We start from the raw sequence: 22,316 nt of genomic DNA, 5'->3' as shown, positions 1-22,316 counted from the left end.
GGCTCGCCCATGTCCACTTTGACAGTCATTTATGCACTGCTGTTTTATGTCGCTACTGCGGTGTTTGTGCTGGGTGTCGCTAACAAGATTCGTACCTATGCAAAATCCCCGGCTCCCCTGAAGATTCCCTCTACACCGGCACCTCTCACGGCTTCTGGTGTGCGTTGGCGCATGGCGCGTGAGGTGGTCTTTTTTGAGAGTCTGTTCAAGTCCAGCAAGTGGACCTGGATCTTTGGCTGGCTTTTCCATGTGACGCTGCTGCTGGTCACCTTGCGCCATTTGCGCTACTTTCAGGAGCCTGTCTGGCTGCCGGTGCAATTGGTGCAGCCGTTTGGCATCATGGCGGGTTTTGCCATGGTCGCGGCCCTGGGTGGTCTGTGGGCGCGACGCTGGCTGGTGGACCGGGTGCGTTACATCTCCACGCCTTCAGACCACCTGATGCTGTTACTGCTGCTGGCCATCGGGCTCAGCGGTTTGACCATGCGCTTTGTGGCGCACACCGACATCATTGCTCTCAAGGCTTTTATTCTGGGGCTGATGCGTTTCAATTGGCAACCGCTACCGGCCGACCCGGTGCTGCTGGTGCATCTGGCGCTGGTGGCACTGCTCATGATCATTTTCCCGATCAGCAAACTGCTGCATGCACCCGGGGTGTTTTTCAGCCCGACGCGCAACCAGGCTGACAACGCCCGCGAAGTTCGCCATATTTCGGCTTGGGCAGCCGCGCTAGACAAAAAAGCCTGAGCACACACCATGGCCACTGCTAAGTTTGAAACCCCCGAGCTCAAGAGCTACCCGGTCATTCCCCTGGTGCAGGTCGGGGCGATGTCGCACATCAAGTCGTTCCCTGCAGCCGGTCCGATCCAGAAAGGTCTTGGTTTTCCCGAGTCCTTGGTGGACGACTGGCAAGACAAGGCAATTGCCAAGATGGGCGAAATGCTTGGCAAGTACCGCTCGTTGCAGGTGTACATGGATGCCTGCGTGCATTGTGGTGCATGCTCCGACAAATGCCATTATTTTCTGGGCACGGGCGATCCGAAAAACATGCCGGTGGCGCGTCAGGATCTGATGCGCAAGGTCTATCGCCGCTACTTCACCTTTGCCGGCAAGCATTTCCCCAAGCTGGTTGGCGCGGTGGACCTGACGCGCGAGGTTCTCGACGAGTGGTATAGCTATTACTACCAATGTTCCGAGTGCCGTCGTTGCTCGGTGTTTTGCCCCTACGGCATCGACACCGCCGAAGTGACCATGGCTGCCCGCGAGATCATGGACTCGATCGGCTTGGGGCAAAAATACACCAACGAGATCATTGGCAAGGTGCACACCATCGGCAACAACCTGGGCATGCCCGGGCCGGCACTGAAAAATACGCTGGAAGGGTTGGAAGAAGACACCAAGGATGAGACGGGTCTGGACATCAAGTTCCCGCTGGATGTCAAAGGGGCCGAGGTTTTGTTCATCACGCCTTCAGCTGATTTTTTTGCCGAACCTCACATCGAAAGCATGATTGGTTACGCCAAGGTATTCCATGCCGCAGGCATCAGCTGGACCTTGAGTTCGCACGCCTCCGAAGCCGGCAACTTTGGTATGTTCATTGGCAGTTACGAGCAGATGCGCAACATTGCCCTGCGGGTGCGTGAGGCTGCCCTTGAACTGGGCGTCAAGCGCATTGTGGTGGGCGAGTGCGGCCATGCCTGGCGCGTCGCTTACAGCTTCTGGAATACCCTGATCGGGCCGTTCGACTACCTCGATCCGCGCTATCCGGTACCACAGCACATTTGCGAGTTCACCGATGACCTGATTCAGCGCGGTGCGCTGCAGTTCGACAAAGAGGCCAATGACAGCCGCATCATCACCTTCCATGACTCGTGCAATGTGGCGCGCGGTTCCCGCATGGGCAACATCCCGGGCGGCCAGTTCATCATTCCCAGGCGCATCATCACCTCGGTCGCCAATAACTTCTACGACATGGCGCCCGAGACCATCCAGGAAAGCACTTTCTGTTGTGGTGGCGGTGGCGGCTTGCTGACCGATGACCTGATGGAACTTCGGGTCAAGGGCGCGCTGCCCCGATCAGAAGCCCTTAAACAGGTGGTGGATGACCATGGCGTCAATTTCATGGTCATGATCTGCGCCATTTGCAAATCCCAATTCACCAAGGTGTTGCCGTATTACGGCTTCAACATGGGTATGGTCGGCGGTGTTCACCAGTTGGTCAGCAAGGCGATTCGCCTGGGTGACAAATAACGCTGCCGTCCCACACTCTGTATCCACACTTTCAAGCATAAAACCAGGAGACTCCGACATGTCTGCGAACCCCGAAACCATTGAAGTCAAAACGTTGAGCTTCCGCCGCTTCAAGGACGGCGACGCCAAGGTCAAGAGCTGGCAAACGCAAATTTTTGATGCCGGTCATTCGCACAAATGCCCCACCTACATTCAGAGCACGCCTCCCTGCCAAGGCAGTTGCCCGGCTGGCGAAGACATCCGAAGCTATCTCAACATCGTGCGCGGCATCGAGAAGCCGCCGGCCGGCATGGTCTGGCAGGAGTATGCGTTTCGCCGTTTGACCGAAGCCAATCCGTTTCCTTCTGTGATGGGGCGGGTTTGCCCGGCACCCTGCGAGTCAGGCTGCAACCGCAACCAGCTCGAGGATTTTGTTGGAATCAACTCGGTCGAGCATTTTCTGGGCGACTATGCCATCAAGAACAACCTGGCCTACAACAAGCCTGCGCAACTCACCGGCAAAACGGTTGCCGTGATCGGCGGCGGCCCGGCCGGTCTGTCAACCGCTTACCAACTCGCCCTCAAAGGCCATTCGGTCACCATTTTTGACGAGCGCGCCGAGCTCGGTGGCATGATGCGTTACGGTATTCCGGGTTTCCGCACGCCGCGCGATGTGCTTGACGCCGAGATTCAGCGCATCCTTGACCTGGGGATCAACGTGCGCATGAATTGCCGCATTGGCACCGACATCACCATGACGCAGATTCGTGAGCAGTTCGATGCCGTGTTCCTGGGTTTGGGTGCGCAGGCGGGCCGTGCCTTGCCGGTCGAGGGAGCGGACGCGCCCAACTGTGTCACCGCCACCTCGTTCCTGAAGGCCTTCAACGACGGCCGCCTGCGCCATGTGGGCAAGCGCGTGGTCGTGATTGGCGGCGGCGACACCTCGATCGACGTTGCCACGGTGGCGCGTCGCCTGGGTCACATCGAAAAGGTCCATGAGTCGGACCGTCCCGAGCGCGCCATTGCCGGCCATGTGGCCCACGACGTGGCCGCTGCATCGGTGCGCCACGGTGCAGAGGTCACGCTGACCACCATTTTTGACATCGACAAAATGCAGGCCTCCAAACACGAGGTTGAGCACGCCTTGTCCGAAGGCATCACCATCCGCGGCGGCATGGCGCCAGTGGCCGTGATCCGTGACGAAGACGGCCGTGCCGTGGCACTGCGCATCATGCGCTGCGAAGCCAAGATCATCGGCGGTCGGCTCGACATCAAGAACATCGAGGGCACCGAAGAAGACATCCCGGCCGATCTGATCGTGTCGGCGATCGGCCAGGCGGTGGACTTTACTGGCCTGGAGGAATTCAACAACGGCAAGGGTGCCATCAATTCCGACAAGAACTACCAGGTGCAGGGTCAGCCCGGTTTCTTTGTCGGCGGCGACGTGGTTCGCCCTCACTTGCTGACCACAGCGATTGGCCATGGCGCCATTGCCGCCGATGGTATTGACCGCTTCCTGCAAAACGAGGCGATGGAAAAACGCCCCAAGATCGATGTGCACACCTTTGACTTGACGCGCAAGCTGATCGAAAAGGGGCTGTCCCTGACCGAGGTTCATGAACCCACCCGTGGTACCGACAAGAGCACCGCGGCCATCCATAATTTTGACAACCGCTCGGACCGCTATGTGATCTCGCACAAAGAGCTGTTCCTGGGGCATTTCGGCTTTGCGCCGCGCAACAAGCGGGGCATCGTGTCGCTCACCGCCGAAGAAGCGTTGGACAACTTCGAGGAACGCCTGCAACCGCTGCTGGAAGCGCAGGCGGTGGCCGAGGCCAAGCGTTGCATGAGCTGTGGCCAGTGTTTTGAGTGCGACAACTGCGTGGTCTATTGCCCGCAGGTGGCGGTGTTCAAGGTGCCCAAAGCCAAGGCCACCATCGGCCGTTACGTTGATACCGACTACAGCAGGTGCATTGGCTGCCACATTTGTGCCGACGTCTGCCCCACGGGTTACATCCAGATGGGACTGGGGGAATGATGGTTGCCCCCTGTGTCGCCTTTGGTGGCTCCCCACGCGGTGTCCTGAGTGTCCAGGGTCTTATTCGCCTGCTGGCACTCTTTGTAGGTCTGCTACTGGCCGCTTCTCTACCTGCGGCAGCGCAAACGACAGCTGCCGCCAGCCAAAGTTTGCAACCCATGATTGAGAAAGCCCAAGGGGGTCAATGTGTGGAAGAACCCGCCTTCATGCGACGCAACCACATGAAGCTTCTCACCCATCAGCGCGATGACACGCTTCGCGGCGGCATACGCACTGGCAAGTACTCACTGAAAGCGTGCATTGCCTGTCATGCCAGCCAGACCAGCCAAAGCGTCAATGACGAACCAGGCAATTTTTGTCAGAGTTGCCACAACTATGTAGCGGTCAAAATTGACTGCTTTCAGTGTCATGCCAGCCAACCCGCAGGCATCGTGGCACAGCAACAGGTCAAACCATGAAGCACGATCACAACATCCCGCTGCCTGAACCTGCCACAACACCTTCAAGTCGTCGTGGCTTCCTGGGCGTTGCCGCAGCCGGGATGGCCGGTATCTTGCTGGCGCCTGGCGTTCGCCTGTTCGAAGTGGCCCAAGCCGCACCGGCCGCGGGTAGCGCCAGCCCAGGCGCCAGCAGCAAGGTTCGCTGGGGCATGCTGATCGACAGCGGCAAATGCGCCAGTGGCTGCACCGATTGCGTCACCGCCTGCAACACTGAAAACGGCCTGTCTGGCGGCACGCTTCCCACCGATTCACAATGGATCCGCAAGCTTGAAATCAAGGACACGCACACTGGAGCTACGCAGTCTCTGCCGATGATGTGCCAGCATTGCGCCGAGCCGCCTTGTGTCGATGTCTGCCCGACGGGGGCCTCATTCAAACGCGCCGATGGCATTGTGCTGGTGGACAAGCACATCTGCATTGGCTGTCGCTATTGCATCATGGCCTGCCCCTACAAAGCCCGTTCTTTTGTCCATGAACCCTTGACCCGGCAAAAACCGGATGTACCCCGGGGCATGGGCACGGCAGAAGCCTGCACCTTGTGTGTTCACAAGGTCGACCGGGGTGAGCAACCTGCTTGTGTGAGCGCCTGCGCGGACGCGGGGCACGGTGCGATCATCTTTGGCAACCTCAATGATCCCGAGAGCGAAATCTCCAAGCGGGTTGCCAGCTACCCCAGCCGCCAGATTCGTGAAAACCTCAATCTGAACACCGGTGTGCGCTACCTCGGTATTTGAAGAAAGAACGACGCATGAAAATCGTTTTGCGCGAATTACAAGCCACCAAGCGCGGCTATTACCAGTTGCTGGCTTTTTTGGTGGCGATCATCCTGCTGTTCGGGGCCACTGTGTTGTACATAGAACACCATGGCCATATCGTCACGAGTATGAACAATCAGATTGTCTGGGGTCTGCCCGATGTGTTTGCCGTGTTTCTGCTGCTGTCCGCCGCCGGGGCGCTCAGCATTGCATTGCTGACTTCGTTTTTTGGCAAAGCGGAGTACCGGCCTGTGGCGCCGCTGTCGGGGTTGCTGGCCATCGCGATGCTGCTCGCGGGCGTGTTGATGCTCATGTTTGACCTGGGACGACCCGACCGGGCAAATCTGGCCATGATGAATTTCAACTTCAAGTCCGTTTTGGCCTGGAACCTTTTTCTCTATTCGGGTTTTGCGGGTTTTACCGCCTTCTATCTATGGACCCTGATGGCGCGTGGCATGCAGCGCTTCACCCTGCTGGCGATTACCCTTGCCTTTGTCTGGCGCATTGGCTTGACGACTGGAACCGGTTCCATTTATGGTTTTCAGGTTGCCCGTCAGGCCTTCGACTCGGCCTTGGTGGCGCCCATGTTCATAGCGTTGTCGCTGAGCTACGGGCTGGCTGTGTTCGTGCTGGTGTTGATGCAGGCCTGCCGCAGTAATGATTGCCAGATAGGGGACGCCATGATGACTCGCCTGGCGCGTCTTCAAGCGATCTTTATCGGTGTCGGGCTGTACTTTGTGCTGGTGTATCACCTGACCAATCGTTACTTCACCAGACACCACGCTTTCGAAGATTTCATTTTGTTCAATGGTGGCGTTTACCCTCTCTTGTTCTGGTTGGGTGCGGTTCTGCTTGGCGGCATCGTGCCGTTGCTGTTGCTGCTGCACCCGAAGATCGGTCAAATGCGTCAACGTATCGTCGCAGCGACGTCGCTGGTCATCGTTGGCGCTTTTGCGCAGCTGTATGTCACCATCATCGGGGCTCAGGCTTTCCCATTGGTGCTGTTCCCCGGACGGCAAGTGACCAGTACTTTTTACGACGGCGTGATCAACCCCTACACTCCCTCCCTGCTGGAGTGGCTGCTTGGCTTTGGTGGCTTGGCCATTGCCGGGCTGATCGTGATGATTGGGCTCAAATTGCTCGGCTTCCTGCCGAATCGACTCGATGATGCTGCGATCGAGCTGAGTCTGGCCAAGCCAGTTGCTGTGACGACCTGAAGCAGTGCAGTGCATGTCTCGTTTACTGGTTTCGGCGGCGCATAAATCGTCCGGCAAGACCACCGTCACGATCGGCCTGTGCGCCGCCCTGTCTGCGCGGGGCCTGAAGGTGCAGCCATTCAAGAAAGGTCCGGACTACATTGACCCGATGTGGCTGAGCCAGGCCAGCGGGCACGATTGCTTCAACCTTGATCCGTACCTGATGACGCCTGACCAGATCATCGGCTGTTTCACGCACCAAGCGGCTGGCGCCGACATCAGTATCGTCGAAGGCAATAAGGGCTTGTACGACGGCCTGGCGCTGGATGGCAGCAACAGCAATGCTGCGCTGGCACATCTGCTGGGCCTGCCGGTGGTGCTGGTGCTGGACGTGCGCGGCATGACGCGCGGTATTGCGCCGCTGATTCTGGGTTACCAGGCTTTTGATGCCAATATCCGCATTGCCGGTGTCATCCTGAACCAACTCGGTGGCAGCCGTCACGAGGCCAAATTGCGCGCCGTGATCGAGCATTACACCGACGTCACCGTGTTGGGCGCCATCGCCCATGACCCGCAACTGGCACTGGTCGAGCGCCATCTGGGGCTGATGCCGAATCAGGAATGCGACGATGCCACGCAGCATGTGCAGACCATTGGTCAGCGCATTGCCGAGCAGGTCGATCTGGGCCAGATCATCGACTTGGCCAAAAGCGCATCGGCTTTGCGCGCGTCACCAGTCAGTACATCAGTGGCCGCCGAGGCGGTGGCCGCAAAACCCGACCAGCCCCTGCGTTTGGGCATTATGCGCGACAAGGCGTTTGGCTTTTATTACCCCGACGACCTGCTGGCATTGCAAGCAGCGGGTGCCGAACTGGTGCCGGTGAACGCCTTGCAGGACAGCGTGTTGCCGCCCCTGGATGGCTTGTTCATTGGTGGCGGATTCCCCGAGGTCTTCATGCCTGAACTGCAGGCCAACGCCGCTTTGCGTAGCAGCATCCGCAGCGCCATCGAGGCCGGTCTGCCGGTTTATGCCGAATGCGGCGGCCTGATGTACCTGGCCCGCACACTGCGCTGGAAAGACACACAGGTGGACATGGTGGGCGCGCTGCCGGTGGATGTGCTGATGCACGAGCGCCCGGTGGGCCGCGGCTATGTCACTTTGCAGACCACCGCCGATGCGCCGTGGCTGACGGCAACCGAGCCCGCCGGGCAAACCCTGCGTGGCCACGAATTTCATTATTCCAGCCTTGAAAATATGCCGTCGGACCTCAAGTTCGCCTACCGGGTGTTGCGCGGTCATGGCATTGACGGTGAACGCGACGGCTTGGTCCATCGCAACGTGCTGGCCTCTTATGCGCACCTGCGCACGGGTGCCGGCTCGGACTGGGCACACCAGTTTGTCAACTTTGTGCGGAGGAGAAAAATAGCAAATGAAACGCAATTGCCCGGCGCCGCTCGCACCCTGTTGGTCAAAGGCCAGCTGGTAACGACCGACGTGGAAGGCTATTTGAAGAATCTGGGCGAATGGTCGGAAGACTTTGCCCGCGCCCAGGCCGAGTCAGAGCAGCTGGAACTGACCGATGCCCATTGGCAGGTGATTCACTATTTGCGCGCTTATTTTGAGGAACACCGGGTGCAGGCCCAAGTGCGCGTCATGATCAAGCACTTTGCCAAAGTATGGGGCCCGGAGTTGGGCAACAATCACCATTTGCATGAACTTTTTCCGATCGGCGGGCCACAGAAGCAAGGTAACCGATTGGCCGGTTTGTTAAAGACCAAAGGCGAACATTAATTTTTCAATAGGAGCACAACGCATGTTTAACTTGACCCCTGCCGCCGCCCAGCAAATCCAGCAAGCCGCGCAGGCCAGCGGTGCTTTGGAGCTGGCCTTGCGGGTTGCCGCCAAAAGAGACGCCGACGGTGAAATGCAGTACGGCATGGGCTTTGACGACCCGAAAGACGAGGACATGAAGCTTGAGCTTGAAGGCGTTGCGGTGGTCATCAACGGCGAATCCCAGGAGTTGTTGTTTGATACCGTGCTCGACTTTGTCGAGCTCAACCCGGGTGAATTCAACTTCATCTTCATCCCCACCAGCCACCCATCCTGCGGCGGCGGCTCGGTAACCACCGGTGGCTGCGGTAGTGGCGGCTGTGGCGGCTGTGGCAGCAAGGGAGCCACCCATTGAAAGCCGATGTGAAAAACTTCAAACCTGATTCTGGACGCGTTTATCTGGTCGGTGCCGGTCCGGGTGACCCCGAACTGCTGACGCTGCGCGCCGTGCGCCTGCTGCAGCAAGCCGACGTGATCGTCTATGACAACCTGGTATCTGATGGTGTGCTGGCGTTTGTGTCACCGAGTGCCGAACGCATTTACGCCGGCAAGCGGCGCAACGAGCACACCCTGCGCCAGGAGCAGATCAACACGCTGTTGGTCAAGCTGGCCAGCCAGGGCAAACAGGTGGTGCGCCTCAAAGGCGGCGACCCCTTCATCTTCGGCCGTGGCGGCGAAGAGCTGCAAGCGCTGGCGGCCTCGGGTGTGGCGTTCGAGGTGGTGCCAGGGGTGACGGCGGCCTCAGGCGTGTCGAGCTATGCGGGCATTCCACTGACGCACCGCGACCACGCACAGTGCTGCCTGTTTGTCACCGGCCACCTCAAGGACGGCACAGCCGACCTCGACTGGCCCAGCCTGGTGCGCCTGAACCAGACCGTGGTCATCTACATGGGCCTGGGCGGCTTGCCGGAAATCTGCAAGCAGATGGTGGCGCACGGATCATCGCCCGAATTGCCTATTGCGGTGGTACAGGACGGCAGCCAGCCGACCCAAAAAGTGGTGACTGGCACGCTGGCCGATATGGCCGAGCGGGTGGCGCAGGCCGGCCTCAAATCACCGTGCCTGACGATCATCGGCGAGGTGGTCAAACTGCACCGGGAACTGGCCTGGTTCGAGCCGGCCACGAGGACGGTGCCGGTCTGACTCTCTGTTTCTGTCTGGGTCACTCAGTTGCCCGGGTAGGCAAAAATGGGGCTGTAAGTTGACCGTGTAGTGGCGAATATCACGGGTTGCATGCCCGTGCGAGGCCGCTTAAGGCACCAACATTTCGCTGCATTGCGGGTTCACGTTTTTCTCTATTGCTGACGCTCAATTTGAAAGTCAGCTTCGGGGAAAAGTGGCTGACTTCAGAAGACCCGGGGGGCGAAGTACGTTTAGCCAGTCTAACTGTCATGGCAACTCAGCCGCCCCAAATGATGAAACACAGTTGTCATTGCGAGTCGCGCAGCGACGTGGCAATCCGTGTACTTTGGGGTCATGGATATTCACTGCGTTCGCAATGACGATATTCTTTCACGTTAATCACTCGAAACCGGCTGTTCAGATATGCCATGGACGGTCGGCAATGTGGCGACGATTTCATGGGGCGCTGCGACCGGAGTCGACCCGGTGGATTCAGCCATCATGGATGGCTCTGTACGCACCACGGCGGGGTAGTCACCGCACAGTCCGCCTGGCGCACTGCCTTCAGACTTGGGGCAGGGCTGCGACGCGCTCGTCGCGGTCAATCTGGCCGTCCACCAACTCCAGCAGGCGGTCGCAGCGCTGCGCCAGGTGTGCGTCGTGCGTGACCACCACGATCGACGTGCCCTGCTGAGCGTGCAGGCGCCGCAGCAGCGCAAACACTTCGTTGGAGGATGCCTGGTCTAAATTGCCGGTGGGCTCGTCGGCCAGCACCAGCGGCGGGTCCAGCACCACGGCGCGGGCAATGGCCACGCGCTGCTGCATGCCTCCCGACAGCTCGGCCGGACGCTTGTGTTCGGCACCCGTCAGGCCCACCTGCGCCAGCAGGTCCAGCGCGTGCCGGCGCTGCGCGGTGCTGACGCTGCCGTGGATCATCATCAGTGGCAGTGTCACGTTTTCCAGCGCGGTGAAGGCCGGCAACAGGTGGTGAAACTGGAACACGAAACCCAGCGTCTGGCGCCGACGCAGTGTCAGGCCAGCGTCGTCCAAGCCGCTGACCTCCTGGCCTTGCAGCAGGTACGAGCCCGCCGTCATGCGCTCCAGCAGCCCCAGAATGTTGAGCAGTGTGCTCTTGCCCGAGCCCGACGGCCCCATCAGCGCGACAAACTCGCCGCGCCCGACCTGCAAGTCGATACCGTGCAGCACCTCGGTCTGGCTCGGCAAATCCAGGTTGTAGCTTTTATGAACGCCTCGCAACGCGATCAATGGCACGGCGGTTGGTTCTTGATTCATCACGAATAACGCCTGAACGCCTTACAGACGGATGGCTTGCGCCGGGTCCATGGCGGCCGCACGCCGCGCCGGGGCAATGGCGGCGAGCACGCCGCAGACGCTGGCCATGAGCGCCACGTTCAGCCCCACGCGCCAGGGCAGCGTGATGTTGAACAGCGGCAGTCCGTCCGAGCCTTTGACGAAATGGGTAAAGGCCCAGATCAGCCCCACGGCAATCACGATGCCCAGCGCCGAGCCCAGCACGCCCACCACCGCGCCTTGCAGCAAAAACACGCGCAAAATCTGTGCGCGCGTGGTGCCCATGGCGCGCAGGATGCCGATCTCGCGCTGCTTTTGCACCACCGACACCACCAGCACACTGGCAATGCCCAGCACCACCACGATCATCACCACGCTGCGGATGATGCTGGTGCTGACCGACTGCGCGTTCAGCGCCGACACCAGTTGCGCGTTGTTCTCTTGCCAGCTCTCGATCTTGTAGGGGTAGCGCGCGCGCAGGTCTTGCGCGAGCTGCTGCGCCGACCACACGTCATGCAGTTTGAGGTCGATGTTGGTGGCACCGCCGGGCAGCCCGAGCAGGCTTTGCGCGGCGCGTAGCGGCACGATGACGGTGCGCCGGTTGAGGTCGCGCACGCCCAGGTCCACCAGGGCAGTGGCGCGCACCGACTCGTTGATCACACCGTCAGCGGTGGCGGTCTGTAGCGTCAGGCGGTCGCCCACGCGCACACCCAGGTCGTCGGCCAGCTCGCGGCCGATGATGGCCTCGCCCGGTGCCAGCCGCGCCGTGCCCGCCACTACCTTGGCGCGCAGGCCGACGATGCGGTCATAGCGGTCAAGCTCCACGCCCAGCAGGGCGATGGATTGCTGCGCCTGCCCGCGCAGCGCCAGCCCGGAGCCCGAGACCATCGGCGACACGCTCGACACCTCGGGCATGGCCTCCAACACCGGCACCAGGCTTTGCCAGTTGACCACCGAGCGCAGGCCTTGTGCACGCGGTTGCGCCTCGCTCAGAACCACCTCACCTGTGGCAGGCAGGCGCGCGCTGAGCACCACATCTTGTGGTGATCGCAACGTGATGTGGCCCTGCGCGCCAAGTGTTTTTTCCAGTGTGCTGGCCTGCAAGCCGGTGATCAAAGCCGAGATGTAAGCCACCACGGCCACACCAGCGGCCACGCCGACGATGATGAGTAATGTCTGCATGCGCCCTTCGCGCAAGAAGCGCAGCGCCACCAGCCATTCAAACCCCAGCGTCTTGCCCATGACAGCGCCCCGCTCAGCGACCCATGGCGTTGCCAAGCGCCGCAGCGGCGGAACCGGCCTGATTGCCTGAACTGGTCTTTCCAACACTTGCGGAGGCAACTCCGCGCGGGCGCACGCGCTGGCCCGGCTGCACGTTGGTGCCCAGCAGCACCACGTCGCCCGCCCGCAAGCCTTGCAGCACCTCGGCGGACTGCAAATTGCGCACGCCAAGGCGAATGCGCCGCGCTTGCGCGTACCCGTCCACCGCCACCAGCACCTCGGCGCTGTCGTCGTTGGCGGCGCTGGTGGCCGCCGAATTGCTGCCCGTGGTGGTTGCGGTCGCACCGCGTAACGCCGCCAGCGGCAATGCCAACGCGTTGGCGCGCCGTGCGGTTTCCACCTCCACCGACAACGTCATGTCTTCACGCAGGAAAGTCGGGGCGGTCTGGTCCAGCGCCAGCGTGACTTCGACGGCGCCGCGCTGGGGGTCGATCGCGGGGGAAATTGTCAGAACCTTGGCCGCCAGGCGCTGGTCGGCATACGCGTCGGCCACCAGGGTGGCCACCTGCCCGGGTGCAAGTTGTGCCAGAAAGCGCTCGTCCACCTGCGCCTTGAGCTGCGTCGGCCCGGCCAGCGCCAGCGCCAGCAGGGCGCGTCCGGGCTGCACGATCTGACCCGGCTCGACGCTGCGCGAGAGCACCCTGGCATCGGTCGGGGCGCGCACGGCGGTTTGCGCCAGCCGCGCTTGCGCCGCCTGCACTGCCGCATGTGCCAGGTCCGACTGCGCCTGCGCCTGCGCCAGATCGGTGCCGTGATCGGCATTGGCCCGCACCTGGGCGGCAGCGGCCTCTTGCGCGGCCTGTGCCACGGCGAGCGTGCGATCGGCGTCGTCGAGCCGCGCCGGGCTCAGGAAACCCTGCGCGACAAGCTGCCGGGTGCGCTCGACATCCAGGCGGGTCGCCTGCAATGTGGCCTGCGCCTGCGCCAGCGCGGCTTGCGCCTGGCTGCGACCGGTGGAACGCAAGCCCTGCAGACGCGCCTGCGCCTGCGCCAGGCTGGCTTGCTGTTGCGCCAGTGCGGCGCGCAGTTCGTCGGTTTCGAGCTGTACCAGCACGTCTCCCGCACGCACCGCATCGCCTTCGCGCACCAACACTTGCGCTACCCGGGCGGTGAGTGTGCTGCCCACATCGACTCGCGTCAACGTGGCCACCCGGGCTGAGAACTGAATGCTGCGTACCAATGGCGCCGCCTGCAACACCACGGCCTCGACTTGCGGGGCGCGCCGCGCCAGCCACACCAGCACCACGGCGACAGTCACCAACAGCAGGGCCAACAGCCAGCGGCGAGCGCGTGTCATGGCTGGCTCCGCGACGGGGTGGTGGGTGGCGTGCCTGGGGTTTGGGTTGGGTGAATCAAGGGCATGGGGCGATGGTAGCGGAATCATCGCTGCTGGCCGGCCCCAAAACCGGATGACCACTCCAAGTGGCGCGATCCGGACTGGCAGTCCGGTCGTTGCCCGGCTGCGCTTGTTCAGTGCGTCGGTGCCCTGGGTTTGGTGCTGGCGTCGGACACCGCCTTGGTGCCATCGGGCGAGTTGTGGTATTCGAATGAAAATACCGCCGCCTCCACGCGTGAGCGCAAGTTGAGCTTGTCCATGATGTGGCGCACATGCAATTTGACCGTGTTGTGGCTGATGTCGAGCGCTCGCGCAATCACCTTGTTGCTTTGGCCGCTGGCCACGTGGTCAAGTACCTGGCGTTCGCGTTCAGTCAGGGTGGCCACCAGGTCGCCCATGGCCGAGCCCTTGGGGCCGGTCTGCAGTATTTGGGCAAATTTGAGCATCATGGCCGATGCCACCACCATCTCGCCGCGGGCGGCCCGGCCAATGGAAACAATCACCTCTTCCGGGTCCATGTCCTTGAGCAGATAGCCCTTGACGCCGGCACGCAGCGCCGCTGACATGTCGTCTTCGCTGTCGCTCATCGTGAGAATGACCGTCGGCACGTCGAAACCTTCGGCACGAATCATGCGCAGCACACTCAAGCCATCGGTTTGCGCCAGACGCAAATCGAGTATCAGCATATCGGGTTGATGCTCTTGCAGCAGGGGAACCACCTGATCCGGATCCCCCGTGGCGCATACCACCGACATGCCGCCGCGGTGCTCCAGCAGTTCCTTCAGGCCGCTGCGACAGAGCGAATGGTCATCCACCAGCATAAGGCGAATTTTGTCTGTCATGATGCTTTGCTCCTCCTTTCGGTCTCGATCGGAATTGACAGCCGAACCCGGGTGCCGATGCCATCCATGTTGCCGACCTCGAGTCGGCCACCCAGCCGTTTGGCTCGGCTTTGCATGATGTCCATGCCAAAATGCGTCGATGGCACCAGGGGGCGGGCCGATGTGATGATGGTTGAAACGTTGGGCTCATCCATGCCCAGTCCGTCGTCCTCAATCAAAAATTCAAGGTATTCGGACGTTTGACTGATCCGCACTTGCGCATGGCGGGCCATGGAATGTTTGGCAATATTGGCCAGTGCCTCCTGGATGATGTAGAACACCTGTACTTCCTGATGGTCATTGAGGTTCAGGTTGGGCACGGTGTTGCGTATTTCCAGCGTGATGGCGTTGCGCAGGTAAAAGCTGTCGGCAATGGTGGTGAGCGCGTGCATGAGCCCGAGCGGGTCCATGCGGGTTCTGAAGTAGGTCATGACCTCACGCAGGTTGTCATGCACTTCGGTGACCGCTGTTTTTAAATTCGAAAAATATTTCAGCGCCTGCGTCTCATCATGCGCCACGATGGCATCGTTCAGCAGCGGCAGCCGCATGCGGGCGTAGGCCAGGGTTTGCGCCAGCGCGTCATGCACTTCATTGACCATGTCCTGGCGCTCTTTCATTACGGTGAGCCGCAGACGCTCACGCTCGATGCGCGCGTTGTGCAGGGTCAATCCCAGCAGTTGACCCAGCAGGCGCAGCAGTGTTTGCACCGAGGCATCGATCCTGCAGGAGCTCTCGAAGAACAGGTTGTAAATGCCGAGAATCTGCTGATTGTGCAGCAGCGAGATGGCCAGCATGCTTTTGCAGCGGGAACCAAAATACAGCTTGAGACCCTGCTTGTCGCAGGCCGTCAGGTCGTCCACCCAAATCAGCACATCGGCACTGGAGGCCCTGCCGCACACGCCGCATTGGCGGTCAACCAGTCGCTCGTTCTGCACCACGTCTGGCGGCAAACCCTGATGTGCCACCAATCGCAAGAATTTATCATCATCGGTCAAGACCCGCATCGCACCCGCCTGCGCGCCAGCCAAAGCAATGATGGCGCTCAAAAAACGCTCCAGCAAAATCTCCAGGTCTTCGGGCTTGCTTGCATCGGTCGTCAACAAATTGGCAAAGCTTGCCGAATCCGCTGCAGCGGGTTGGATGATAGGGATCGTAGTTGCCGTCATGACGCGAATGATGTTGCTGGATCGTAGGGCATTATTGACAACTTATGTATTGAGGAAAACCATAGCCTTATAAGAATTGTTTTTATGCTACCCATTTGGGTTACTTCCAACCACCCTTGTCGGTGATAGACGTGCTGGGTGACCTTGTTTTTAATAGGGTCACTTTGCATTGTTCTGGATGTCCATGGGGTCGCCACAGTTTGCAAGCCTCGTTTGTTGAATTTTCAGTGAAAAAAACGCGTCCTTCGCATGTCTGGTCCACCGCTTCACAACCCTCTCAGCCCGCCTTTGCCCGGTGCCACCACCGAGACGCGCAACACCACTTGTTATATGTGTGCATGCCGGTGCGGTATTCGGGTGCATCTGCGCAATGGTGAGGTGCGCTACATCGAGGGTAATCCCGACCACCCCTTGAACCAAGGCGTGATCTGCGCCAAAGGGTCTTCGGGCATTATGAAACAGTATTCGCCAGCGCGGTTGACCAAGCCGTTGCTGCGCAAGCCGGGCAGCGAGCGCGGCGATGGCCAGTTCGAAGAGATCGAATGGGACGCAGCGTTTTCAATGTTGGAGGAGCGGCTTAAAAAGCTGCGCGCCACTGACCCCAAGCTATTTGCCCTGTTTACCGGACGCGACCAGATGCAGGCGCTCACCGGCCTGTTTGCACGCCAGTTCGGCACGCCCAACTACGCCGCGCACGGCGGTTTTTGCTCGGTCAACATGGCCGCCGGCATGATTTACACCATTGGCGGTTCATTCTGGGAATTCGGTGGCCCCGACCTCGATCGTGCCAAGCTGTTTGTGATGATGGGCACCGCCGAAGACCACCACTCCAATCCGATGAAAATCGCGATCTCGAAATTCAAGCGCGATGGCGGGCGTTTTATTTCGATCAATCCGGTGCGCACCGGTTACTCGGCCATTGCTGACGAGTGGGTGCCGATCAAGCCCGGCACCGATGGTGCGCTGCTGCTGGCGCTGATCCACGAACTCATTGAAATGGGCCTATACGACCGGGAATTCCTGGTGCGCTGCACCAATTCGGGCCAGTTGATCAACATAGACAGCGCCAACGACGAGTTCGGCATGTTCGTGCGCACTGAGGTGCCCGAAGAAGAAGGCTGCTTTGACCCGCAAAACAAGCTCTGGTGGGATCGTGTGAGCAACCGTGCCGTCGTGACGCACACCGAGGGCTGCGACCCGTTTTTGTTTGGCGAGTTCAAGCTGTCGGATGGCACCGCGGTCAAGCCCGCGTTCCAGCTCCTCAAGGAGCGCGTTGCGGCCTACACCCCCGAGTGGGCGGCCGGCATCACGGGTATTTCGGTCGAGGTGATTCGTCGCCTCGCCCACGAGATGGGTGTGACCGCCCGCGACCAGAAAATTGAACTGCCGATCTCCTGGACCGACTCCTGGGGCAAGGAACACGACACGGTGACCGGCAATCCGGTTGCTTTTCACGCCATGCGCGGGCTGGCCGCGCACTCCAACGGCTTTCACACCGTGCGGTCGCTGGCCATTTTGATGTCGCTGCTCGGCACCATTGATCGCCCGGGCGGATTCCGCCACAAGGCGCCTTTCCCGCGTCCGATTCCGCCCTGCGCCAAGACGCCGAACACGCCGCTTGCCGTCAAGCCCAACACGCCGCTCGACGGCCTCGGGCTGGGCTGGCCCTCCGAACCCGATGACCTGTTCGTGGACGACGACGGCAAGCCGGTGCGCATCGACAAGGCGTTCTCGTGGGAGTACCCGCTGTCGGTGCATGGCATGATGCACAACGTCATCACCAATGCCTGGCGCGGCGACCCGTACCCAATCGACACGCTGATGCTGTTCATGGCGAATATGGCCTGGAACTCGACCATGAACACGGCGCAAGTGCGCAAGATGCTCAATGACAAGCGCGAGGACGGCGAATACAAGATTCCGTTCCTGGTCGTCTGCGACGCTTTCCAGTCCGAGACCACCGCGTTTGCCGACCTGGTGCTGCCCGACACCAGCTACCTTGAGCGCCACGATGTGATGTCGATGCTGGACCGGCCCATTTCGGAGTTCGACGGTCCGGTCGATTCGGTGCGCATTCCGGTGCTGCCGCCCAAAGGCCAGTGCAAGCCATTTCAGGAAGTGCTGATCGAACTGGCCAGCCGCCTGAAGTTTCCGGCCTTCGTGCGACCCGACGGCACACGGAAATTCCGCGACTACCCTGATTTCATTGTCAACTACGAAACCGAACCCGGCTCCGGTATCGGTTTTCTGGCCGGTTGGCGCGGCAAGGGCGGAGAAAAATTCATGCGTGGTGAACCCAATTCACGCCAGTTGGAAATGTACGCGCAGAACAACTGCGTTTATCACCACAAACTGCCGCCTTCGTACCAGTACATGCGCAACTGGAACAAGGGTTATCTGGAGTGGTCGCAACGTACCCGGATCACGCGTTACGCCGAGCCCATCCTGATTCACATCTATTCGGAAGTGTTGCAAAAATTCCGCTTGGCGGCGCAGGGCAAGGGCATATCGCGCAAGCCGCCGGAGCATCTCAAGAAGAACATTGCGGAATACTTCGACCCGCTGCCTTTCTACTACGAGCCGCTTGAAGCGCAAAAAACTGACCGCACCAAATATCCGCTCAGTGCGATCACGCAGCGCCCCATGGCGATGTACCACTCGTGGGATTCGCAAAACGCTTGGCTGCGCCAGATTCATGCGCACAACCACCTGTACGTCAACCCGCAAACAGCGCGCGCGCAGGGCATTGAAGATGGCGGCTGGATGTGGGCCGAGTCGCAGTGGGGTAAGGTGCGCTGCCTGGCCAAGTACTCCGAAGCGGTCGAGCCTGGCACGGTCTGGACCTGGAACGCCATCGGCAAGGCGGCCGGCGCATGGCATCTTGAGCCCGATGCCAACGAGTCGCAGCGCGGCTTTTTGCTCAACCACCTGATTTCCGACGAGTTGCCGGGGGCCTCATCCGGCACAACGATCTCCAATTCCGACCCGATCACCGGGCAGGCCGCGTGGTTTGACGTTCAGGTGCGCATCTACAAGGCCGGACCCGAAGAGCCGGCGAGCAGTTGGCCGCAATTCAAGGCGGTGCCCGCGGCGCCCGGTACCGGGGGCGCCAATCCGGGCTGGCAAGCCTATTTTGCCGGCAAGGGAGCGCGCAAATGACGCAGCTCGCGCTGGTGATCGATCTGAATGTGTGTGTGGGTTGCCAGGCCTGCGTGACCAGTTGCAAGCAGTGGAACACCTCGGGCACGGCCGGCCCGCTGGCTGACTTCAATCCCTACGGCGCCGAGCCCACGGGTACCTTTTTCAACCGGGTGCAGACCTTCGAGGTCGGTGAGTTCCCGAACACGCAAACGGTGCACTTCCCCAAATCCTGCCTGCATTGTGAAGACCCGCCGTGCGTGCCGGTGTGCCCCACGGGGGCCAGTTACAAGCGCGCCGAAGACGGTATCGTCCTCGTTGATTCCGACAAATGCATTGGCTGCAAGTACTGCTCCTGGGCCTGTCCCTACGGCGCGCGCGAGCTCGATGAAAGCCGCAAGGTCATGACCAAGTGCACGCTTTGCGTGGATCGCATTTACGACACCGCCCTGCCTGAGCGCGAACGCAAACCCGCCTGTGTGCTGGCCTGCCCGACCAGTGCGCGCCTGTTTGGCGACATCCACGATTCGGAGTCGGCGGTGTCGCTGGCGATTCGCGAGAAGGCGGGTTACACGCTGATGCCCGAATGGGGCACCTATCCGTCGAACCACTACTTGCCAAGGCGCAAAAACGAACTGAACCTGCACAAGGATGAACTCATTCGTGCCGATAACCCATTGAAGATCGACGGCCTCCTGCCCAAGCCGGACATGTCTGAACCCTCACTCGACGATGTGATGTCCTGGTAAGCACCAACATGAAACCCGCTTTCTCCGTTATTTTCTTGACCACCCTGATCGGCGCTGCGCAAGGCCTTTTTCTTGCCTTGTTCACGGCGCAATCTTATGCGTTGTTCGGTCTGCTGCCGAACCAGGACAGCCGGTCTTTCTACGCCTTGGGCACGTTGCTGGTGTTCATCATCAGCGCCCTCGGGCTGGCAAGTTCTTTCTTGCACCTCGGGCGTCCCGAGCGCGCCTGGCGATCAGCCGCCATGTGGCGCACCTCCTGGTTGTCGCGCGAGGTGATCGTGCTGCCGGTCTTCATGGGTGTGATGCTGCTCTACGGTCTGGCGCATTACACCGGCTGGAGCCCGGTTTTAGTGACATTGCCGGATGGCGTTGAGATCGATGTCAGCGTGGTTCTAGGGGTTATCGGGACCGTGCTCGCATTTGCGCTGTTTATCGCCACCGGCATGGTCTATTCCTGCATGCGTTTCATGCAGGAATGGCACAGCCCGCTGACGGTCATCAACTACATCATGTTGGGCGGCGCATCGGGGTTCACGCTGGCAGCCGCCTTTGCCACGAGTCAGGCACCTGAACTGGCCGGATTTTTCGCGGGTTGGGCCCTGATCATCACGCTGCTTGCTTTTGCCAGTCGCGGCGCCTCGCTGATTCGCAACAGTCGCCTGCGTCCAAAGTCGACGCTGCAAACCGCCATTGGCATCAAGCATCCGCGCATCGTGCAAAGATCGGCAGGGTTTCTGGGCGGCTCGTTCAATACCAGGGAGTTCTTCCACGGCAGCTCACTGTCGACCTTGCGCTCGGTCAAGTGGGTGTTTCTCGGAACCGTGTTTTTGGCGCCGGTGCTGCTTTTGATGGCCGGTCTCTGGATGGATTTCCCCGGCGCGCTGGCATTGGCTTTCGCCGTCCAGTATCTGGGCTTGCTGGCCGAACGGTGGTTCTTTTTTGCCCAGGTGAACCATCCGCAGAACCTCTATTACGAGGCGATCAGTTGAATATGGTCATGCATTCCAATTTACTCAACCCGCATATCTTCGACGCGATTGTCATCAATCACACGCCCTGATATACCCAAACCAAGAGGAGCTACCACGATGTCTTTAGTTGAACCCCACGGCGGGCACGGCCTGCTGGAATTACTGCTTGAAGGCGATGCGCTTGCCGCCGAGCTGGCACGCGCTGCCAGCCTGCCCAAGGTGCGCGTCAGTTCGCGCGAAAAGGGCGACATCATCATGTTGGGCATCGGTGGTTTCACACCGTTGGAGGGATTCATGTCGCACGCCGACTGGATCGGCATCTGTGACGGCATGAAATTGGCCAATGGCCTGTTCTGGCCCATTCCCATCACCCTGTCGACTGACCCGGCGACTGCCGAGACCATCAAGATCGGTGGTGATATCGCTCTGACCGACCCGGACAATGGTGAATTTCTCGCGACCATGCGCGTGACAGAAAAATACGCGATCGACAAGGCGCACGAATGTGCCACCGTGTTCAAGACCACCGATGCCAAGCACCCCGGCGTCAAACTCGTCATGGAGCAGGGCGACATCAACCTGGCGGGGCCGATCAAAGTGTTGTCCCGGGGGGATTTTCCGGAAAAATACGGTGATCTTTTCTTGTCGCCCAGACAGACGCGCGAGCAGTTCGAGGCGCTCGGATGGAGCAGGGTGGCGGCCTTTCAGACCCGCAATCCAATGCACCGGTCGCATGAATATCTGGCCAAGATTGCCATCGAAACCTGCGATGGTGTGCTGATTCACTCGCTGCTTGGCCATCTCAAACCGGGCGATATTCCGGCGGAAGTGCGGGCCAAGGCGATTGGCACGCTGACCGAAAATTACTTCGTCAAGAAAACCGTCATCCAGGCCGGCTATCCGCTGGACATGCGCTATGCCGGCCCACGCGAAGCTTTGCTGCACGCGCTGTTCCGGCAAAACTATGGTTGCTCGCACCAGATTGTCGGACGCGATCACGCTGGCGTCGGCAGTTATTACGGCCCGTTCGACGCGCATCACATCTTTGATACCATTCCTGAAGATGCGCTGCAGACCAAGCCACTCAAAATCGATATCGCCTTCTGGTGCTACAAATGCGGTGGCATGGCCTCAGGGCGAACCTGCCCGCACACCGATGCCGACCGTCTGCAGGTCTCGGGCACCCAGTTACGCAAGTCGCTGTCCGAAGGCTCGGATGTACCGCCCGAATTCAGCCGTCCCGAGGTCCTTGCCATCCTGCGCGAGTACTACGCCGACCTGGCTGGCCAATGATTCCCGTTAACCCCAACCTCAACCCCAAGAAGGAGAAGTGAAATGCCTACCTATGTGAGAACCGAAAAGTGTGATGGATGCAAAGGGCAGGACAAGACTGCCTGCATGTACATCTGCCCCCACGATCTGATGGCGCTGGACAAGGACGGCTCGCAAACCGGCCATCCGATGAAGGCATGGAACCAGGAGCCTGACCAGTGCTGGGAATGCTATTCCTGTGTCAAGATTTGCCCGCAGAACGCGATCGAAGTACGGCACTACGCCGACATCGTGCCTTTGGGTGGTTCGGTGCAGCCGATGCGCGGCTCCGATTCCATCATGTGGACCATCAAGTTCCGCAACGGCACGCTCAAACGCTTCAAGTTTCCGATTCGCACCACCGCCGAAGGCTCGATTGATCCCTACGGCAACAAGCCGATACCAACCATGGCAGACCTCGGCACGCCAGCCATGTTTACCCAGAACACGATGGGCGGCTACCGCACTGGCCAGGCGGCAGAACTGATCCGTGTCAAATAAACC

General features: G+C 60.3%; 18 protein-coding genes. 13 read left to right on the top strand and 5 right to left on the bottom strand.

Going from position 1 to position 22,316, the window contains the following annotated elements:
- The first annotated feature begins 9 nt into the window (after nt 1-9).
- The 8 genes from IBX54_RS00155 (at nt 10) to cobA (ending at nt 9,689) form a co-directional block, all read left to right on the top strand.
- A complete protein-coding gene (locus IBX54_RS00155) occupies nt 10-744 on the top strand; it encodes a respiratory nitrate reductase subunit gamma (RefSeq protein ID WP_296540637.1) in 735 nt (244 codons plus the stop codon).
- Nucleotides 745-753: 9 nt separating this feature from the next.
- Nucleotides 754-2,247: a sulfate reduction electron transfer complex DsrMKJOP subunit DsrK gene (gene dsrK, locus IBX54_RS00150; protein ID WP_296540636.1), complete on the top strand. Its 1,494-nt coding sequence runs from the start codon at nt 754-756 to the stop codon at nt 2,245-2,247.
- Between the two features lie 58 nt (nt 2,248-2,305).
- Nucleotides 2,306-4,264, top strand: coding sequence for an NAD(P)-binding protein (locus IBX54_RS00145; RefSeq protein WP_296540635.1), 1,959 nt, complete (start codon nt 2,306-2,308; stop codon nt 4,262-4,264).
- Nucleotides 4,265-4,718: 454 nt separating this feature from the next.
- Complete coding sequence (gene dsrO / locus IBX54_RS00140) at nt 4,719-5,498, top strand: sulfate reduction electron transfer complex DsrMKJOP subunit DsrO (protein WP_296540634.1); 780 nt, start codon at nt 4,719-4,721, stop codon at nt 5,496-5,498.
- Between the two features lie 80 nt (nt 5,499-5,578).
- A complete protein-coding gene (gene nrfD, locus IBX54_RS00135) occupies nt 5,579-6,736 on the top strand; it encodes an NrfD/PsrC family molybdoenzyme membrane anchor subunit (protein WP_296540633.1) in 1,158 nt (385 codons plus the stop codon).
- Between the two features lie 13 nt (nt 6,737-6,749).
- Nucleotides 6,750-8,507 carry a cobyrinate a,c-diamide synthase gene (locus IBX54_RS00130; RefSeq protein ID WP_296540632.1) on the top strand — a complete coding sequence of 586 codons (1,758 nt, stop codon included), beginning with the start codon at nt 6,750-6,752 and terminating at the stop codon, nt 8,505-8,507.
- A gap of 22 nt (nt 8,508-8,529) precedes the next feature.
- Nucleotides 8,530-8,901, top strand: coding sequence for an iron-sulfur cluster biosynthesis family protein (locus IBX54_RS00125; RefSeq protein WP_296540631.1), 372 nt, complete (start codon nt 8,530-8,532; stop codon nt 8,899-8,901).
- A complete protein-coding gene (gene cobA / locus IBX54_RS00120) occupies nt 8,898-9,689 on the top strand; it encodes a uroporphyrinogen-III C-methyltransferase (protein WP_296540630.1) in 792 nt (263 codons plus the stop codon). Before IBX54_RS00125 ends, cobA begins: the two co-directional genes overlap by 4 nt.
- A 543-nt stretch (nt 9,690-10,232) precedes the next feature.
- Here cobA and IBX54_RS00115 read toward each other — a convergent pair.
- The 5 genes from IBX54_RS00115 to IBX54_RS00095 form a co-directional block, all read right to left on the bottom strand.
- The gene (locus tag IBX54_RS00115) at nt 10,233-10,961 is read right to left on the bottom strand and encodes an ABC transporter ATP-binding protein (RefSeq protein WP_296540629.1); all 729 of its coding nucleotides are present in this window, start codon (nt 10,959-10,961) and stop codon (nt 10,233-10,235) included.
- A 21-nt stretch (nt 10,962-10,982) separates the two neighbouring features.
- Nucleotides 10,983-12,221: an FtsX-like permease family protein gene (locus IBX54_RS00110; RefSeq protein ID WP_296540628.1), complete on the bottom strand. Its 1,239-nt coding sequence runs from the start codon at nt 12,219-12,221 to the stop codon at nt 10,983-10,985.
- Between the two features lie 13 nt (nt 12,222-12,234).
- A complete protein-coding gene (locus IBX54_RS00105) occupies nt 12,235-13,557 on the bottom strand; it encodes an HlyD family efflux transporter periplasmic adaptor subunit (protein ID WP_296540627.1) in 1,323 nt (440 codons plus the stop codon).
- A 173-nt stretch (nt 13,558-13,730) separates the two neighbouring features.
- Nucleotides 13,731-14,438 carry a response regulator gene (locus IBX54_RS00100; protein ID WP_296540626.1) on the bottom strand — a complete coding sequence of 236 codons (708 nt, stop codon included), beginning with the start codon at nt 14,436-14,438 and terminating at the stop codon, nt 13,731-13,733.
- Nucleotides 14,435-15,643 (bottom strand): ATP-binding protein, encoded by a 1,209-nt coding sequence (locus IBX54_RS00095; protein WP_296540625.1) that lies wholly within the window; start codon nt 15,641-15,643, stop codon nt 14,435-14,437. Before IBX54_RS00095 ends, IBX54_RS00100 begins: the two co-directional genes overlap by 4 nt.
- Before the next feature lie 249 nt (nt 15,644-15,892).
- Between IBX54_RS00095 and IBX54_RS00090 the strand changes: the two genes are divergently transcribed.
- The 5 genes from IBX54_RS00090 (at nt 15,893) to aprB (ending at nt 22,313) form a co-directional block, all read left to right on the top strand.
- On the top strand, nt 15,893-18,802 hold the full coding sequence (locus tag IBX54_RS00090; protein WP_296540624.1) for a molybdopterin oxidoreductase family protein: 2,910 nt from the start codon (nt 15,893-15,895) through the stop codon (nt 18,800-18,802).
- Nucleotides 18,799-19,530, top strand: coding sequence for a 4Fe-4S dicluster domain-containing protein (locus tag IBX54_RS00085; protein ID WP_296540623.1), 732 nt, complete (start codon nt 18,799-18,801; stop codon nt 19,528-19,530). The genes IBX54_RS00090 and IBX54_RS00085 overlap by 4 nt, the downstream gene beginning before the upstream one ends.
- An 8-nt stretch (nt 19,531-19,538) precedes the next feature.
- Complete coding sequence (locus IBX54_RS00080) at nt 19,539-20,519, top strand: DmsC/YnfH family molybdoenzyme membrane anchor subunit (protein ID WP_296540622.1); 981 nt, start codon at nt 19,539-19,541, stop codon at nt 20,517-20,519.
- Between the two features lie 99 nt (nt 20,520-20,618).
- A complete protein-coding gene (gene sat, locus IBX54_RS00075) occupies nt 20,619-21,794 on the top strand; it encodes a sulfate adenylyltransferase (protein WP_296540621.1) in 1,176 nt (391 codons plus the stop codon).
- Between the two features lie 42 nt (nt 21,795-21,836).
- Nucleotides 21,837-22,313: an adenylyl-sulfate reductase subunit beta gene (aprB, locus tag IBX54_RS00070; protein WP_296540620.1), complete on the top strand. Its 477-nt coding sequence runs from the start codon at nt 21,837-21,839 to the stop codon at nt 22,311-22,313.
- The last annotated feature ends 3 nt before the right edge of the window (nt 22,314-22,316 follow it).

Origin of the sequence: Rhodoferax sp. (genome assembly GCF_014859475.1) — a bacterium.
Classification (GTDB): domain Bacteria; phylum Pseudomonadota; class Gammaproteobacteria; order Burkholderiales; family Burkholderiaceae_C; genus Rhodoferax.
This window is presented reverse-complemented; position numbering and strand designations above follow the sequence as displayed.

Excerpts from the sequence above, each read along its gene's own strand:
- IBX54_RS00095 (WP_296540625.1), bottom strand. The coding sequence starts at position 15,643 with ATGACGGCAACTACGATCCCTATCATCCAACCCGCTGCAGCGGATTCG.
- sat (WP_296540621.1), top strand. The coding sequence starts at position 20,619 with ATGTCTTTAGTTGAACCCCACGGCGGGCACGGCCTGCTGGAATTACTG.
- IBX54_RS00125 (WP_296540631.1), top strand. The coding sequence starts at position 8,530 with ATGTTTAACTTGACCCCTGCCGCCGCCCAGCAAATCCAGCAAGCCGCG.
- IBX54_RS00155 (WP_296540637.1), top strand. The coding sequence starts at position 10 with ATGTCCACTTTGACAGTCATTTATGCACTGCTGTTTTATGTCGCTACT.
- dsrK (WP_296540636.1), top strand. The coding sequence starts at position 754 with ATGGCCACTGCTAAGTTTGAAACCCCCGAGCTCAAGAGCTACCCGGTC.
- IBX54_RS00115 (WP_296540629.1), bottom strand. The coding sequence starts at position 10,961 with ATGAATCAAGAACCAACCGCCGTGCCATTGATCGCGTTGCGAGGCGTT.
- IBX54_RS00085 (WP_296540623.1), top strand. The coding sequence starts at position 18,799 with ATGACGCAGCTCGCGCTGGTGATCGATCTGAATGTGTGTGTGGGTTGC.
- IBX54_RS00145 (WP_296540635.1), top strand. The coding sequence starts at position 2,306 with ATGTCTGCGAACCCCGAAACCATTGAAGTCAAAACGTTGAGCTTCCGC.
- IBX54_RS00080 (WP_296540622.1), top strand. The coding sequence starts at position 19,539 with ATGAAACCCGCTTTCTCCGTTATTTTCTTGACCACCCTGATCGGCGCT.
- IBX54_RS00130 (WP_296540632.1), top strand. The coding sequence starts at position 6,750 with ATGTCTCGTTTACTGGTTTCGGCGGCGCATAAATCGTCCGGCAAGACC.
- IBX54_RS00110 (WP_296540628.1), bottom strand. The coding sequence starts at position 12,221 with ATGGGCAAGACGCTGGGGTTTGAATGGCTGGTGGCGCTGCGCTTCTTG.
- IBX54_RS00100 (WP_296540626.1), bottom strand. The coding sequence starts at position 14,438 with ATGACAGACAAAATTCGCCTTATGCTGGTGGATGACCATTCGCTCTGT.
- dsrO (WP_296540634.1), top strand. The coding sequence starts at position 4,719 with ATGAAGCACGATCACAACATCCCGCTGCCTGAACCTGCCACAACACCT.
- IBX54_RS00105 (WP_296540627.1), bottom strand. The coding sequence starts at position 13,557 with ATGACACGCGCTCGCCGCTGGCTGTTGGCCCTGCTGTTGGTGACTGTC.
- IBX54_RS00090 (WP_296540624.1), top strand. The coding sequence starts at position 15,893 with ATGTCTGGTCCACCGCTTCACAACCCTCTCAGCCCGCCTTTGCCCGGT.
- aprB (WP_296540620.1), top strand. The coding sequence starts at position 21,837 with ATGCCTACCTATGTGAGAACCGAAAAGTGTGATGGATGCAAAGGGCAG.